Source organism: Usitatibacter palustris, assembly GCF_013003985.1.
Lineage (GTDB): Bacteria > Pseudomonadota > Gammaproteobacteria > Burkholderiales > Usitatibacteraceae > Usitatibacter > Usitatibacter palustris.
The window spans coordinates 1,176,792-1,191,310 of record NZ_CP053073.1; the positions used below are offsets into that span (position 1 = coordinate 1,176,792).

Below are 14,519 nucleotides of genomic sequence, written 5' to 3' on the forward strand. Positions count from 1 at the left end.
GTGAGGCGAATGGACCGCGCAGCCTGCGATGACCAATAGGGACAGACCCCATTGGAGCGCTGTAACAGTCCGACGCCGATTAACTGTTACAGCGCTCCAATGGGGTCTGTCCCTATTGGTCATCTCCCAGCTTCTTGAGGCGGTAGAGCGCCTCGAGGGCTTCCTTGGGAGAGAGGGAATCGGGCTGCAGGGCGTCGATCGCATCGAGGAGCGGATGGCGCTCGGGCTCCGGGGCTGCGGCTGCGGCGAAGAGGTCCGACTGCGACGAAGCAGGGCGCAGATGCTTCTCGAGCTCCGCGAGGTGCTTGCGGGCGGCGCGCACGACGTCGCGCGGAATGCCGGCGAGGTGCGCGACGTGGATGCCGTAGGACTTGTCCGCGGGCCCGCCCTCGAGCTTGTGCAGGAAAATGATCTTGTCCTTGTGCTCGACGGCATCGAGGTGGACGTTGGCGATGTTGGGCAGGAGTGTCGCGAGCTGCGTGAGCTCGAAGTAGTGCGTCGCGAAGAGGGTGTAGCAGCGCGTGGACTCGGCGAGGTGGCGCGCGATCGAGTAGGCGAGGGCGAGGCCGTCGAACGTCGAGGTTCCGCGGCCGATCTCGTCGACGAGCACCAGGCTTCGCGCGGTCGCGTTGTTGAGGATGCTCGCGGCTTCCGTCATCTCCACCATGAACGTCGAGCGTCCGCCCGCGAGGTCGTCGGAGGCGCCGATGCGCGTGAAGATGCGATCGAGCGGACCGAGCCGCGCCGACTTCGCGGGAACGAACGCACCGCAATAGGCGAGCAGTGCGATCTGCGCAACCTGCCGCATGTACGTCGACTTGCCGCCCATGTTCGGGCCGGTGATGAGCAACAGCTGGCGCGAGCGCGTGAGGCTCGCGTCGTTCGGGATGAAGGCCTCCACCTGTCCCTCGACCACGAGGTGGCGTCCGGCCTCGATCTCGATCACGTCGTCGGCGACGAGCTCGGGCCGGTTGAGGTTGAGCGCTTCGGCCGAGGCGGCGAGCGAGGCGAGCGCGTCGAGGCTCGCGGCGGCATCGGCGATCTCCTGCAGCCGCACGATGTGGCGGTTGAGATCGTCGAGCAGCGCCTCGTAGAGCTCCTTCTCGCGGGCCAGCGCCCGGTCGCCGGCGGCGAGCGCCTTGTCCTCGAAGGTCTTCAGCTCCGGCGTGATGAAGCGCTCGGCGCTCTTCATCGTCTGGCGGCGCTTGTATTCCACCGGCACCTTGTCGAGCTGGCCCGCCGTCACCTCGATGAAGAAGCCGTGGACCTTGTTGAACTCCACGCGCAGGTTGGCGATGCCGGTGCGTTCGCGTTCGCGCTTCTCCATGTCGAGGAGAAACGCGCCGCAGTCGCTCTGGATCGCGCGCAGCTCGTCGAGCTCGGCATCGAAGCCGTCGCGGATGACGCCGCCTTCGCGCAAGGCGGTCGCGGGCTCGTCACGCAGCGTGGCCGCGAGGCGATCGAGGATCTCCGGCGAAGGCGCGAGCCCCTGGGCGGCGCGCGCGAGGCCGGGCTGGCCGGATCGATTCAGCAACGCGTGCAAATCGGGAAGGGTCGCGAGCGTGTCGCGCAGGCCCGCAAGGTCGCGCGGCCGGGCGGTACGAAGTGCGACCCGTGCGGCGATGCGTTCCACGTCGGACCACGCGCCGAATGCGGCCGTCACGTGCGCGTGGCGAACGGTCGAGTCGCGCTCAAGAAGTGCGCCGATCGTGTCCTGGCGCTCCCGCAGGGTCGCGGTGTCGCGCAGGGGATGATGAAGATAATGGCGCAGGCGGCGGCTGCCCATCGACGTCGCGCACGCATCGAGCCGCGAGAAAAGCGTGGGCGACTCCGCCCCCGCGATCGTCTCGGTGATCTCGAGGTTGCGCCTCGTAGCCGCGTCCATGAGCACGAACTCGCTCTCGCGCTCGACGCGAAGGCCGGTGACGTGCGGGAGCGCCGATTGCTGCGTCTGGCGGCAGTAGGCGATGAGGGCGCCGGCGGCGGCGATCGCCGCGTCCATCCCCTCGCAGCCGAAGCCCGAGAGATCGGCGGTGCCGAACTGGCGCGCGAGATCGCGCTTCGCCGCCTCGGCTTCGAAGTGCCACGGCTCGAGCCGCTTGGTGGGAGGCGCGTCGCGAAGCGCGGGAATCTCGAAGCCGTCTGGCGCGAGCAATTCCGCGGGTTGCAAGCGCTCCAGTTCAGCCGAGAGGCGCGAGCGCGGTACTTCGGTGATCCGCAGCTGCCCGCTCGCGAGCGAGATCCACGCGATGCCGGCCACCGACTCCGTGACCTGCACCGCGCACAAAAAACTCTCGCGCGTGGCCGCGAGCAACGCCGAATCCGTGAGGGTTCCCGGCGTCACGACGCGCGCGACCTTGCGTTCGACCGGACCCTTCGACGTGGCCGGATCGCCGACCTGCTCGCAGATCGCGACCGATTCGCCCAGCTTCACGAGCTTCGCGAGGTACGGCTCGAGCGAGTGGAAGGGGACCCCCGCCATGCGGATGGGCTGGCCCCCGGAGGCGCCGCGCGTGGTGAGCGTGATGTCGAGCATCTTCGCCGCGCGCTCGGCGTCGCGGTAGAAGACTTCGTAGAAGTCGCCCATCCGGTAGAAGAGCAGCATGTCGGGGTACTGCGCCTTGAGGGCGAAGTACTGCTGCATCATCGGCGTATGGGCGGCCGCTTTGGGCTCGGAGGTTGGCGTGTCCACGGTCAAAAGAAAAGGGGGCGCGGAAAATCGCACCCCCTTCGATTGTACCGCCGAGCCGCGCGGCTACTTCACCGCGAACTTCTTCGTCTGCGCGACCTGGTCGTTGATCGAGACTTCCACCTGGTAGTCGCCGACGGGCCAGCCGTCGGGCTTGTTCACGTTGAACTCCGTGGTGGCCGGTCCCGCGGGCGCGATCGTCTGGGATTGCTCGGCGATCGTGGTGGCGGACTTGTCTTTCTCGAAGTACGTCCACTTGGTCTTGAGATTCGCGGTTCCTGCGCCGGTCGTGTCCACGGAGACGTGGAAAGTGTCGCCCTTCGCGAACGACTCGGTCGCGGCGGAAATCTTCTTGTCCGAGCCGACGGCGCTGCCCAGGGTCGCGTTCGCGACGGCGACGGTCGACGCCGCGGGCGGGGCGGCCGTGATTTCAGGCGCCGGGGCCGAAGAAGTGGGCGGCGGCGGAGCCGGGGGCGGATCCTTCTTGCAGGCCACCAGGCCCAGGGCCACGAGGGCGAAAGCGGCGTATCGGGTGAATGCGTTCATGAAACTCTCCTGAGGTTACTTCGGCGGGATCTTGAGCTTCTGTCCCGGAAAGATCTTGTCGGGGTCCTTGATGATATCGGTGTTGGCTTCGAAGATCGCGCGCCACGCGTTGGCATCGCCGTACTCGCGCTTGGCGATCTTCGAGAGGGAATCGCCGGACACCACTTCGTAGATCTTGGTGGCCGTGGAGCTCCCGCCGCTCTTGACGTTGGAGAAGTCCGTTTTCTCGCCGCCGCCGCTCCTGACGTTCGAGAAATCGGTCTTGGCGCTGCCGTCGCCCTTGAAGTTCGAGAAATCCACCGGTTTGTTGCTCATGGGAACTCCTTTTCACACAATCGCCGTACCCGCGCCCGAGTGGTTTCAGGCGTAGAGGCGAACCTTGAAACTACTCGCTCTCCACAGAGCCGAATGTAGGAGAAATCCTGCACAGAGGAAAATACCAAGGTGCCACTCGAGGGCGTTCTCGATGCGATCCACGAGGCCGGCGTCGGCGAGGAACCCCTGCACGAGCACGCCCGTGACGCCAAGCGCGAGCATCAGCGCGCAGATCGCGAGCATCGAGCGGGCGATCGCGGCATGGACCTTCAGGGACAGCAACAAGCGCACGAAGAGCAGGAATGCGATGAAGGTTGCGCCGAAGTAGATCGAGAAACCGAAGCGGCGAATCCGGCCGTAGAAGGCGCCTTCGGTGCCGAGGTAGGTCACGTACGCCGCGAGTGCGGCGCCCGCGAGGATGCCCACGGCGAGCAGGACGTTGGGTGCCTTCGAATCAGGCAGCCGAAGCCGCAGCCACTCGCGCGCGAGCGCCCAGTGACACACCTGCAGCAGGGCGCAGGGCAGCATGAGCAGCTTGAAGAGCGGGTTGCCGTGGCCATGCCGCGCCGCACGGCTGATCGAGGTGCAGCCTTCGAACCAGGGCAGGCAGTCGGGAATGAGCCCCGCGTCGATCGACAGGGCCCAGGCGAGCAACACCGCCACCGCCGGCACGAGGCCGCATGCGAGCGGCACCGGCCAGGCGGGCCACGCGATCAATGCAGCTTCACCTTCGGATCGGTCTGGCTGCGAATCAGCCGCGCGAGGGTATCGAGGGCCATGCGCCAGAAACCGTGCAGCGCCCAGATGTGCTGCCGGTAGAGCGAGATGTAGAACAGTTTCGCGAGCCACCCTTCGACGCGGAATTTCTCGCTCGAGATGAAGCCCATCAACTGGCCGACGGTGTCGTAGTTGCCCAGCGAAACGAGCGAGCCGAAATCGCGATACCGGAAGGCGGTGAGGGGCTTCCCGGCCATCCGGCGCTGGATCATCTTCAGGACATGCGTTGCCTGCTGGTGCGCGGTCTGCGCGCGCGGCGGCAGCAGCCGGCCATCCGTCCAGGCCGCGGCGGCGCAATCGCCGATCGCGAAGATATTCTCGTCGCGCGTCGCGAGCAGCGTGGGCTGCACCACCACCTGGTTCACGCGGTTCGTCTCGAGGCCATCGATGTCCTTGAGCACCTGCGCGCAACGGATGCCCGCTGCCCACACGGTGAATTCCGCGGGGATTTCGCGGCCCGAGGCGGTCTTGACGACCTCCTCCGTGACCTCGATCACCTTTTCGTTGATGAGCACGTCCACGCCGAGGTCCTTCAGCACGCGCACCGTGCCCTCGGCGATGTGCTCGGGCAGGCCCGCGAGGACGCGCGGCCCCGCCTCGATCACCGAGATGCGGATCTGCTTTTCGGGATTGAAGTTCTCGAGGCCGTAGGTGGCAAGAACTCGGGTGGTGTTGTGCAGTTCCGCGGCGAGCTCCACGCCCGTCGCGCCCGCGCCGACAATGGCGATGTGGAGCACGCGGCCGCGTGGTTGCGAAGCACCGTCCCCGGATGAAGACGCGAAGTTCGCATGAAAACAGGCATTCACCAGGCGGCGATGGAAGAGGTTCGCATCCCAGGCCTGGTCGATCGTGAACGCGTGCTCGCGCACACCCGGTGTTCCGAAATCGTTGGATTCGCTGCCGATCGCGAGGACCAGCGTGTCGTAGGGGATGCGCCGCTCGGGAAGGATCTCCTGGTCCTCGTCATCGCGCACGGCGCTGACGATCACCTGCTTCGCCTTGCGGTCGAGGCCGGAGAGAGCGCCTACCGCGAACGTGAAGTGGTGCCAGCGCGCCTGCGCAAGGTAATCGAGCTGGTGCGCGTGGATGTCCATGCTGCCCGCGGCGACCTCATGCAGGAGCGGCTTCCACAGATGCGTGCGGTTGCGATCGACCAGCGTGACGATCGCGCGGCCCTTGTCTGCGAGCCGGTCGCCCAGCTTGGTCGCAAGCTCGAGGCCGCCGGCACCGCCGCCCACGACGACGATGCGATGCGGCTGCGCGTCGAGTCGCGAGTTCAATCCAGCTTTTTCAGGACCTGGAGCAGGGTATTGAAGACCTTCGGGTTGCCGGCGACGATCTCGCCCTTCTCGAGGAAGTTCTCCTCGCCGTCGAGATCGCCCACCAGGCCGCCGGCTTCGCGCACGAGGAGCGCGCCCGCTGCCATGTCCCAGGGCGAAAGGCCGATTTCCCAGAACGCATCGACGCGGCCCGCGGCCGTCCACGCGAGGTCGAGTGCGGCCGCGCCGGGCCGGCGGATCGCCATGCTCGATTTCGTGACGTTCTTGAACATGCGCAGGTAATCCTCGAGCTGGTCGGTCTCGCGGAACGGGAATCCTGTGGCGATCAATGAATCCTTGAGGTGCAGCGTCTTGCTCGTACGGATGCGCCGCTCGTTCAGGAACGCGCCCGCGCCGCGCGTGGTCGTGAAGAGCTCGTTGCGGTTGGGATCGAAGATCACCCCGTGCGTGAGCACGTTGTTGTGCAGCATGGCGATCGAGGTGCAGTACTGCGGGAAGCCATGGAGGAAATTGGTCGTGCCGTCGAGCGGATCGATGACCCAGACGTACTCCGCCTTCGAGCGATCCTTCCCGCTTTCTTCGGCATGGAAGCCGTGGTCGGGGTAGGCCGTCTTGAGGATGGAGATGATGGCTTCCTCGGCCGCGTGGTCGACTTCGCTGACGAAATCGTTCTGCCGCTTGCGGTGAACCGTCAGTCGATCGAGGTCGTTGGACGCCCGGGAAATGATGGAACCGGCCTTGCGCGCGGCCTTCACGGCCGTATTGAGCATCGGATGCATGGCAGAATTTTACTATGAAGGCCCGCGACGCCCTTGCCAATCTGCGCATCGTCCTCGCGCGACCCAGCCATCCGGGCAATATCGGGGCGGCTGCGCGCGCGATGAAGACCATGGGATGCGCGCATCTCCTGCTCGTCCAGCCGCGCCACTTTCCCGACCCGGATGCGACCGCCATGGCGGCCGGCGCCGACGATGTGCTCGCGAACGCTCGCGTTTTCAGCTCGCTCCAGGCCGCACTCGCCGACTGCGTGCTCGCCATCGGCTTCAGCGCCCGCAGGCGTGATCTATCGCAGCCGGCGGCCACCTTGCGCGAAGCCGCTCCCGGGATCGTGGCCTCGGCGCACGCGGGCCCCGTGGCCCTGGTCTTCGGCAACGAGACGTCGGGCCTGAGCAACGTGGAACTGGGGCACTGCCAGAAGCTCGTGACGGTGCCTTCGAATCCGGTGTATGGCTCGCTGAACCTTGCGGCGGCTGTTCAAGTGGCCTGCTATGAAGTGGCCTCGGCCGCAGCGGCCTTTGCTCCGGAGGGCCCGCGCGTGCGCGCGCCGGCGACCAACGCGGATCTCGAGAAGCTCTTCGCGAACCTCGAGCGGGTCGCGATCGCGAGCGGTTATCTCGATCCGGAGAAGCCGGGCCGCTTCATGGAGCGCGTGCGGCGATTGATGGCGCGCGCACAGGTCGAGCGCGAGGAGGTCAAGCTTCTGCAGGGGCTGCTCGCGGCGTGCCCGGCGAGCGCAGCAGCAACGCCAGCAGCGCCATCGCGCAAACGATCGCGCCCCCGGTCGCGAAAGCCGGCCTGACGCCCGCGAGCTCCGTGAGCGTTCCGCCTACGGCCATGCCCGTGCCGAGGCCGGCCACGATGAACGTCGAGGACCACGTAAACGCTTCGGCGGCGTACTTCGACGGTGCCAGCCGCGAGACGAGCACGGATTGCGAGGCGATCGCCGGCGCGATCAGCAGCCCGGTCACGTAAGCGAGCGCGATCCACGCCGCGAAGGCCTCGAACAGCAGGTGCATGAAGAGCGGGACGGCCATGAGTGCCAGCACCGCGGCGAACTGGCGCTCGTACGACATGCGCAGGTGCAGCCCGCCATAGACGGCGCCGCCCGTCGCGCTGCCCAGCGCGTTCATTCCCAGCAGCAGGCCGGCTGCCGCGGGAACGCCCATCTGGGTCGCGTACGCCGGATAGCCCACTTCCAGGAGCCCGAAGCAGGTCGTCAGGCCGAACGACGCGAGGAAGAGCAGCACCAGGCGCCGCTCCGTGAGAGGCCCGAAAAGGTGGCGCTCGGCGTGCGCCTCGAGCTTGAAGTGGCGAGTGGCCCGGGCCACGACGAAGAGTGCGGCCGCGAGCACGACGACCACGATGCTCAGTCCGAAGGCCCACGTTGCGCCGGCTGACGCGAGCACCGCCGCGCAGATCACCGGGCCCAGCGTGAAGTTGAGCTCGAGCATCACCGCATCGAGGGCGAAGGCGCGGCGACGGTCGTGCTCGTCGTCGAAGCGTTGGCGCCAGAGCGTGCGCGTGAGCGTGATGATCGGGGTGGCGAAGGCGCCGCACACGGCCGAAGCCGCGGCGACGTAGCCAAACGAAAACCCGTAGTACGCGAACAGCAGGACCGCGAGCATCGCGAGCGGGTGCACGACTCCCGTCACGATCAGCACCCCGCGCGGCCCGACGCGGTCGATGACGCGGCCCTGGATCGGGGCGCACACGGCCATCGCGACGAAGTAGATCCCGACGGCACTGCCCGCGAGCGAGAACGCGCCCAGCTTCTCGCGCAGGAACATCAGCATCGAGAACGCGACCATGCCCACCGGCATCCGCGAAATGAGGGCGAGGAGCATCAGCCGCGCCACTTCCGGCCTGCGAAGGAATTCGACGTACTGCCGGAAGAAATGCTTCAAGACGAAGGGGCCGAAAGGCGTGCCGGACAATAGTTGATAATTTTACTCGGGAATCATAAACTGCGTCCATGTTCCGCCGTATTCGCGAAGACATTCAGTGCGTGTTCGAGCGCGATCCGGCTGCTCGCAGCGTCTGGGAAGTGCTGACCTGCTATCCCGGTTTCCACGCGCTGCAGTTGCACCGGATTTCGCACGGGCTCTGGAACGCCGGCCTCAAGTGGGTCGCGCGCCTGCTCTCGCACGTCGGTCGTTTCCTCACCGGGGTGGAAATCCATCCGGGTGCGACCATCGGCCGCCGCGTCTTCATCGACCACGGCATGGGTGTCGTGATCGGCGAGACGGCCGAGATCGGCGACGAATGCACCCTTTATCACGGGGTCACCCTGGGCGGTGTGTCCTGGAACCAGGGCAAGCGCCATCCGACCCTCGGAAAGGGCGTCGTCGTCGGGGCGGGCGCCAAGATTCTCGGGCCCTTCACGGTAGGCGACGGCGCCAAGGTGGGCTCGAACTCGGTCGTCGTGAAGGCCGTGCCGGCTGGCGCGACGGTCGTGGGTATTCCGGCCCGCGTGGTCGAGCACTCGGCGCAGGCCGAGCGCATGGCCTTCGACGCCTACGCAGTGAGCGCTGACCTTGATGACCCCCTGAACCGGGTGATCCAGGCGCTGGGCTCCCGCACCGAAGACATCGACGGCCGCCTGGCCGAGATCCTCCGGCGCCTGGAAGGGCTGGAAAACACCCCCGGCGAGGCCGGGGACGAGCGTCGGGCCGCCGGCGGACGCAGCTGAACTAAAGCCGACTAAATTAGTCGGACTTTGATAGAATTCGAGGTCACCATGAAGCTCACGACCAAGGGACGTTTTGCAGTGACGGCGATGCTGGACCTCGCGCTGAATTCGGCCGAGGGCCCGGTCACGCTGGCGGGCATCAGCGGCCGCCAGAAGATCTCGCTGTCCTACCTGGAACAGCTTTTCGGGAAGCTGCGCCGCCGCTCGCTCGTGGAGAGCGTCCGCGGCCCCGGCGGCGGCTACAACCTCGCGCGCGCGGCCTCCGAAGTCTCGGTGGCGGACATCATCTGCGCCGTCGAGGAGCCCATCGATTCGACGCAGTGCGGCGGGCGCGAGAACTGTCGCGAGAACGAGCGCTGCATGACCCACGACCTGTGGGAAGACCTGAACAAGACGGTCTACGGTTTCCTTTCGACGGTGAAGCTCTCGCAGCTCGTGGACCAGCAGCGCACGAGCCCGGTGACGATCGTTCGTGCGCCGCAGAGCCGTACGCGCCAGATCGTGTCCGCCTGAGGCTTGCCATGAGCGCGGACCGCAAGCATCCGATCTACCTCGATTACTCGGCCACGACGCCGGTCGATCCCCGCGTGGCCGCGAAGATGATTCCGTGGCTCACGGAGCATTTCGGCAATCCCGCCTCGCGCAGCCACTCGTTTGGCTGGGAAGCGGAAGAAGCCGTGGAGCAGGCGCGCCTCGAGGTCGCGAAGCTGGTCAATTGCGACCCGAAGGAAATCGTCTGGACCTCGGGCGCAACGGAGTCCGACAACCTCGCGATCAAGGGTGCGGCGCACTTCTACAAGGGCAAGGGCAAGCACATCATCACGGTGAAGACCGAGCACAAGGCCGTGCTCGATACCTGCCGCGAGCTCGAGCGCGAAGGCTTCGAAGTGACGTACCTGGATCCGGAGCCCAACGGGCTCGTGGACCTGGAGAAATTCAAGGCGGCATTGCGCCCCGACACGATCGTCGTGTCCGTGATGCACGTGAACAACGAGATCGGCGTGATCCAGCCCATCGCGGAGATGGGCGAAATCCTCCGTGCGAAGCAGATCATCTTCCACGTCGACGCCGCGCAGTCCACGGGCAAGGTGCCCATCGACCTCGAGAAGACCAAGGTCGACCTGATGAGCTTCTCGGCGCACAAGACCTACGGCCCCAAGGGCATCGGCGCGCTCTACGTTCGCAGGAAGCCGCGCGTGCGCCTCGAGGCGCAGATGCACGGGGGCGGCCACGAAAAGGGCTTCCGCTCGGGAACGCTTGCCACGCACCAGATCGTCGGCATGGGTGAAGCTTTCCGTATCGCTCGCGAGGAAATGGCGAACGAGGGTGAGCGCATTCGCATGCTGCGCGACCGACTGCTCGCCGGCGTGAAGGACATGGAAGAGATCTACGTGAACGGCGATCTCGAGCAGCGCGTCCCGCACAACCTCAACGTGAGCTTCAATTTCGTCGAGGGCGAGTCGCTGATCATGGGCATCAAGGAGCTCGCGGTTTCTTCGGGTTCGGCGTGCACGTCGGCCAGCCTCGAGCCTTCATACGTGTTGCGTGCACTGGGCCGGAACGACGAGCTCGCCCACAGCTCCATCCGTTTCACGCTCGGGCGCTTCACGACGGAAGCGGATATCGACTTCGCGATCAAGCTCTTGACCGAACGCATCGGCAAGTTGCGCGCGATGAGCCCGCTCTGGGAGATGTACAAGGACGGCATCGACTTGAATACCGTGCAGTGGGCTGCACACTGACTTGAAGCACCCAAGCCGAGGCCCCTGAGAGGGTGGCCGGAGCCAGGAGACAGACATGGCATACAGCGAAAAAGTCATCGACCACTACGAAAATCCCCGCAACGTCGGCTCGTTCGGCAAGGACGAAGCCGGTGTCGCCACCGGCATGGTGGGCGCGCCCGCGTGCGGCGACGTGATGAAGCTCCAGATCAAGGTGGGTCCGGACGGCCGCATCCAGGATGCGAAGTTCAAGACCTACGGCTGCGGCTCGGCGATCGCGTCGTCCTCGCTCGTCACCGAATGGGTGAAGGGCAAGACGCTCGACGAAGCCGGCACCATCCGCAACACGCAGATCGCCGAGGAGCTCGCGCTCCCGCCGGTGAAGATCCACTGCTCGATCCTCGCCGAGGATGCGATCAAGGCGGCCATTGCCGACTATCGCCTCAAGAACGGTGACGACCAGAAGGCTGCCGACTGATGATCACGCTGACCGACCGCGCGGCCGGCCACGTGCAGCGCTACATCGAGAAGCGCGGCAAGGGCATCGGCCTGCGCCTGGGCGTGCGCACCACGGGCTGCTCGGGCATGGCGTACAAGCTCGAGTTCGCGGACGAAGCGCAACCCGGCGACCAGGAATTCGAATCGAACGGCGTGAAGGTGTTGATCGATGCGAAGAGCCTTGCGTACCTCGATGGCACGGAGCTCGACTTCGTGCGCGAAGGCCTGAACGAGGGCTTCAAGTTCAACAACCCGAACGAGAAGGACCGCTGCGGCTGCGGCGAATCGTTCAACGTTTGAATGAGACGGCCAACCACTTCGAGCTGATGGGACTGCCGGTCGCGTACGCGATCGATGCGGCCAGGCTGGAGGAGGGGTATCGGGCGTTGCAGTCGCGGGTCCACCCCGATCGATATGCCAACGCCTCACCGGCCGAGCGTCGCGTGGCCATGCAGTGGGCCACCCGCGCCAACGAGGCCTACTCGACCCTCCGCGATCCGCTGAACCGCGCCCGCTACCTGCTCGCTCTGCGCGGCTTCGACACCGGCGAAGAAACCAACACCGCGATGCCCGCTGACTTCCTCATGCAGCAGATGCAATGGCGCGAAGCCGCTTCCGACGCGCGCGCATCGCGCGATGGCGCGGCGCTCGAAGCCTTGCGCAAGGATCTCTCGGGCGAGCGCTCGGGCCTCTTCCGCGAACTCGAAGGCGCTCTGGGCGCGAAGCTTGACGGTGCGGCCGGCTGCGCCCTCGTGCGGAAGCTCCGCTTCCTTGAGAAGCTCGACTTCGAAGTCGACGACGCACTCGAGCAACTGCACGAGACGGCTCGCTAGCATGGCCCTGCTGCAGATTTCCGAACCGGGCGAATCCCCCGAACCGCACCAGCGCAAGGTCGCGGTCGGCATCGACCTGGGCACGACGCATTCCCTGGTGGCCACGGTGCGCTCGAGCGCGGCCGAAGTGCTCCCGGATTCGCAAGGTCGTCCGCTGCTTCCTTCCGTGGTCCGCTACTTTCCCGATGGCCGCATTGATGTTGGATACGATGCACGGACCGCGCAGGCCGACGACCCGGCCAACACGATCGTTTCGGTGAAACGCTTCATGGGCCGCGGCGTCGCCGACGTGGCGCGGTACGGCGCGCTGCCCTACCAGTTTCGCGCCGGCCCCGGCATGGTGGCGATCGAGACCGCCGCCGGCGTGCGCTCGCCCGTGCAGGTCTCCGCGGAAATCCTCAAGGTGCTGCGCGATCGCGCCGAATCGATGCTCGGCGGCGAATTGGTCGGCGCCGTCGTGACGGTGCCCGCGTATTTCGACGATTCGCAGCGGCAAGCCACGAAGGACGCGGCGAAGCTCGCGGGCCTCAATGTGCTGCGCCTGCTCAACGAACCCACGGCCGCGGCGATCGCCTACGGGCTCGATCACGCGAGCGAAGGCACGTTCGCGGTGTTCGACCTGGGCGGGGGCACGTTCGACATTTCCATCCTCAAGCTCACGCGCGGCGTGTTCGAAGTGCTCGCGACCAATGGCGACTCCGCGCTCGGCGGCGATGACTTCGACATGGCGATCGCAACGCACTGGCGCGTCGGCCACCAGCTCGCCGATGCGCGCGACACTCGCCGGCTGCTCGCCGAGGCCCGAGAAGTGAAAGAGAAGCTTTCACGTGCTGACGCCGCGGATGCGCAGGTCACGCTTTCGTACGGCCAGAACCTGCACCTCGCGCTCACGCGTGCGGAGTTCGAACACCTCACGCAGCCGCTCGTGCAGCGCACATTGGGCCCGACGCGCAAGGCGCTGCGCGACGCGAAGCTCACGGCCGCGGACATCGACGGCGTGGTGCTCGTCGGCGGCGCCACGCGCATGCCGCACCTGCAGCGCGCGGTCGAGGACTTCTTCGGCAAGGCGCCGCTGCGCGACCTCGATCCCGACCAGGTCGTGGCGGTGGGCGCGGCGATGCAGGCCAACGTCCTCGCGGGCAACCGCACGGGCGACGACTGGCTGCTCCTCGATGTGATTCCGCTGTCGCTCGGGCTCGAGACGATGGGTGGTCTCGTCGAGCGCGTGATTCCCCGCAACTCCACGATTCCGGTGGCGCGCGCGCAGGAGTTCACCACGTTCAAGGACGGCCAGACGGCGATGGCGATTCACGTCGTCCAGGGCGAGCGCGAGCTGGTGGCCGATTGCCGGTCGCTCGCGCGCTTCGAATTGCGCGGCATCCCCCCGATGGTCGCAGGCGCGGCGCGCATCGCCGTCACATTCCAGGTGGACGCCGATGGCCTGCTGTCCGTGTCCGCGCGCGAGAAGACCTCGGGCGTGGAATCGTCCATCGTCGTGAAGCCGTCGTACGGCCTGACCGATGACGAAGTCGCGCACATGCTGCAGGAAGGATTCGCGCACGCCGAACACGATCGCGACGCGCGCGCCCTGGGCGAACAACGTGTCGAGGCCGAGTCGATGCTGGGCGCGGTGGGCGCTGCGCTCGCGCGTGACGGAGATCTGCTGCCCGCCTCGGAGCGCAAGGAGATCGACGCCCGCGTCGCGGCCCTCGAAGCCGCGCGCACCGGCACGGACCATCGCGTCATCCGCGCGGCGATCGAGGCGCTGAACCTCGCGGCCGAAGACTTCGCGGCTCGCCGGATGGATCGCGCCGTCTCCGCGGCGCTTTCCGGGAAGCGGCTCGACGAGGTGGCCAAGTGACCCGCCTCACCGTCCTGCCGCACGAGACGCTGTGCCCCGAGGGCAAGGTGATCGAGGCCACGCCCGGCCGCTCGATCTGCGATACGCTGCTCGAGCACCACATCGAGATCGAGCACGCGTGCGAGAAAAGTTGCGCGTGCACCACCTGTCACGTGATCATTCGCGAAGGTTCGCAGTCGCTGGAGCCCGCCACGGAAAAGGAAGATGACCTTCTCGACAAGGCCTGGGGACTGGAGCTCACCTCGCGCCTTTCGTGCCAGGCGCGCGTGGCCGACGAACCGCTGACCATCGAGATTCCCAAGTACACGCTCAACCAGGTGTCCGAGAGCCGCAAATGAAGTGGATCGATTCGCGCGACATCGCGATCGCGCTCGCCGACAAGCATCCCGAGATCGACCCGACGCGCGTCAACTTCGTCGACCTTCGCAACTGGGTGCTCGCGCTCGAAGGGTTCGATGACGACCCGCAGCGCTCGGGCGAAAAAATCCTCGAAGCGATCCAGCTCGCCTGGATCGAAGAGGCCGACTAGA

17 protein-coding genes are annotated in these 14,519 nt (G+C 66.5%); 10 read left to right on the forward strand and 7 right to left on the reverse strand.

The window, feature by feature from the left end; translation table 11 throughout:
* Window positions 1-112: 112 nt before the first annotated feature.
* The 6 genes from mutS to DSM104440_RS19295 form a co-directional block, all read right to left on the reverse strand.
* Window positions 113-2,647: a DNA mismatch repair protein MutS gene (mutS, locus tag DSM104440_RS06065; protein ID WP_171165733.1), complete on the reverse strand. Its 2,535-nt coding sequence runs from the start codon at window positions 2,645-2,647 to the stop codon at window positions 113-115.
* A gap of 108 nt (window positions 2,648-2,755) precedes the next feature.
* Entirely contained in the window at window positions 2,756-3,235 is a 480-nt protein-coding gene (locus tag DSM104440_RS06070) for a hypothetical protein (RefSeq protein ID WP_171161151.1), read from the reverse strand.
* Window positions 3,236-3,250: 15 nt separating this feature from the next.
* Window positions 3,251-3,550: a LysM peptidoglycan-binding domain-containing protein gene (locus tag DSM104440_RS06075; protein ID WP_171161152.1), complete on the reverse strand. Its 300-nt coding sequence runs from the start codon at window positions 3,548-3,550 to the stop codon at window positions 3,251-3,253.
* A 45-nt stretch (window positions 3,551-3,595) separates the two neighbouring features.
* On the reverse strand, window positions 3,596-4,267 hold the full coding sequence (locus DSM104440_RS06080; RefSeq protein ID WP_171161153.1) for a hypothetical protein: 672 nt from the start codon (window positions 4,265-4,267) through the stop codon (window positions 3,596-3,598).
* Window positions 4,264-5,607, reverse strand: a complete 1,344-nt coding sequence (locus tag DSM104440_RS19290) for an NAD(P)/FAD-dependent oxidoreductase (protein ID WP_212758234.1) — start codon at window positions 5,605-5,607, stop codon at window positions 4,264-4,266. The genes DSM104440_RS06080 and DSM104440_RS19290 overlap by 4 nt, the downstream gene beginning before the upstream one ends.
* Complete coding sequence (locus DSM104440_RS19295; protein WP_212758235.1) at window positions 5,604-6,386, reverse strand: inositol monophosphatase family protein; 783 nt, start codon at window positions 6,384-6,386, stop codon at window positions 5,604-5,606. The genes DSM104440_RS19290 and DSM104440_RS19295 overlap by 4 nt, the downstream gene beginning before the upstream one ends.
* 14 nt (window positions 6,387-6,400) lie before the next feature.
* Here DSM104440_RS19295 and DSM104440_RS06090 point away from each other — a divergent pair, with 14 nt between their 5' ends.
* Window positions 6,401-7,186 carry an RNA methyltransferase gene (locus DSM104440_RS06090; RefSeq protein ID WP_171161155.1) on the forward strand — a complete coding sequence of 262 codons (786 nt, stop codon included), beginning with the start codon at window positions 6,401-6,403 and terminating at the stop codon, window positions 7,184-7,186.
* Here DSM104440_RS06090 and DSM104440_RS06095 read toward each other — a convergent pair.
* The gene (locus DSM104440_RS06095) at window positions 7,080-8,291 is read right to left on the reverse strand and encodes an MFS transporter (RefSeq protein WP_171161156.1); all 1,212 of its coding nucleotides are present in this window, start codon (window positions 8,289-8,291) and stop codon (window positions 7,080-7,082) included. The genes DSM104440_RS06090 and DSM104440_RS06095 overlap by 107 nt on opposite strands.
* A 68-nt stretch (window positions 8,292-8,359) precedes the next feature.
* On the opposite strand from DSM104440_RS06095, the gene cysE reads away from it, so the two are divergent.
* The 9 genes from cysE to iscX are packed head-to-tail and all read left to right on the forward strand — an operon-like array spanning window position 8,360 to window position 14,518.
* Window positions 8,360-9,076, forward strand: a complete 717-nt coding sequence (cysE, locus tag DSM104440_RS06100) for a serine O-acetyltransferase (protein WP_171161157.1) — start codon at window positions 8,360-8,362, stop codon at window positions 9,074-9,076.
* Between the two features lie 48 nt (window positions 9,077-9,124).
* Window positions 9,125-9,589: a Fe-S cluster assembly transcriptional regulator IscR gene (gene iscR, locus DSM104440_RS06105; protein ID WP_171161158.1), complete on the forward strand. Its 465-nt coding sequence runs from the start codon at window positions 9,125-9,127 to the stop codon at window positions 9,587-9,589.
* Window positions 9,590-9,597: 8 nt separating this feature from the next.
* Window positions 9,598-10,818 (forward strand): IscS subfamily cysteine desulfurase, encoded by a 1,221-nt coding sequence (locus tag DSM104440_RS06110; protein ID WP_171161159.1) that lies wholly within the window; start codon window positions 9,598-9,600, stop codon window positions 10,816-10,818.
* Window positions 10,819-10,873: 55 nt separating this feature from the next.
* Window positions 10,874-11,275: a Fe-S cluster assembly scaffold IscU gene (iscU, locus tag DSM104440_RS06115; protein ID WP_171161160.1), complete on the forward strand. Its 402-nt coding sequence runs from the start codon at window positions 10,874-10,876 to the stop codon at window positions 11,273-11,275.
* Window positions 11,272-11,595: an iron-sulfur cluster assembly protein IscA gene (gene iscA / locus DSM104440_RS06120; protein WP_171165735.1), complete on the forward strand. Its 324-nt coding sequence runs from the start codon at window positions 11,272-11,274 to the stop codon at window positions 11,593-11,595. The genes iscU and iscA overlap by 4 nt, the downstream gene beginning before the upstream one ends.
* Window positions 11,592-12,128, forward strand: coding sequence for a Fe-S protein assembly co-chaperone HscB (gene hscB / locus DSM104440_RS06125; protein WP_171161161.1), 537 nt, complete (start codon window positions 11,592-11,594; stop codon window positions 12,126-12,128). Before iscA ends, hscB begins: the two co-directional genes overlap by 4 nt.
* Window position 12,129: 1 nt before the next feature.
* Window positions 12,130-13,989, forward strand: coding sequence for a Fe-S protein assembly chaperone HscA (gene hscA, locus DSM104440_RS06130; protein ID WP_171161162.1), 1,860 nt, complete (start codon window positions 12,130-12,132; stop codon window positions 13,987-13,989).
* Window positions 13,986-14,327 carry an ISC system 2Fe-2S type ferredoxin gene (gene fdx, locus DSM104440_RS06135; RefSeq protein WP_171161163.1) on the forward strand — a complete coding sequence of 114 codons (342 nt, stop codon included), beginning with the start codon at window positions 13,986-13,988 and terminating at the stop codon, window positions 14,325-14,327. The genes hscA and fdx overlap by 4 nt, the downstream gene beginning before the upstream one ends.
* Window positions 14,324-14,518 (forward strand): Fe-S cluster assembly protein IscX, encoded by a 195-nt coding sequence (gene iscX / locus DSM104440_RS06140; protein WP_171161164.1) that lies wholly within the window; start codon window positions 14,324-14,326, stop codon window positions 14,516-14,518. Before fdx ends, iscX begins: the two co-directional genes overlap by 4 nt.
* The last annotated feature ends 1 nt before the right edge of the window (window position 14,519 follow it).